Annotated in this window: 1 protein-coding gene; it reads right to left on the bottom strand. The window is 53.4% G+C overall.

All coding sequences use genetic code 11. From position 1 onward, the window contains the following. The coding region (locus ERX27_RS11275) for a Rib/alpha-like domain-containing protein (protein ID WP_133432866.1) at window positions 1-328 on the bottom strand (328 nt) is incomplete at both ends.

The following is a 328-nucleotide window of genomic DNA, read 5'->3' on the forward strand; positions in this document are numbered from 1 at the left end:
GCGGTACTACACCTATTGGTGTTGTGATCGGTGTCACGATTGGCGTGTTTTCAACGGCATCCGTCGGCCCTGCAGGTACTTCTACTGTCACTGGTACTGTTACCACATCTTTTGTACCGTCTGGATACGTCACCACTACTGTGCCTGTTGTCGTGCCCGGCTTGGATACATCCGGTGATGTCTGCCATTCCACTGTTGTGTCTGGCGGGAATGTACCTTCATTACCGATGCCCTCTGTCGCTGGCGGTACTACACCTATTGGTGTTGTGATCGGTGTCACGATTGGCGTGTTTTCAACGGCATCCGTCGGCCCTGCAGGTACTTCTAC

This window comes from Macrococcus brunensis (assembly GCF_004359615.1).
In the GTDB taxonomy this organism is placed as follows: domain Bacteria; phylum Bacillota; class Bacilli; order Staphylococcales; family Staphylococcaceae; genus Macrococcus; species Macrococcus brunensis.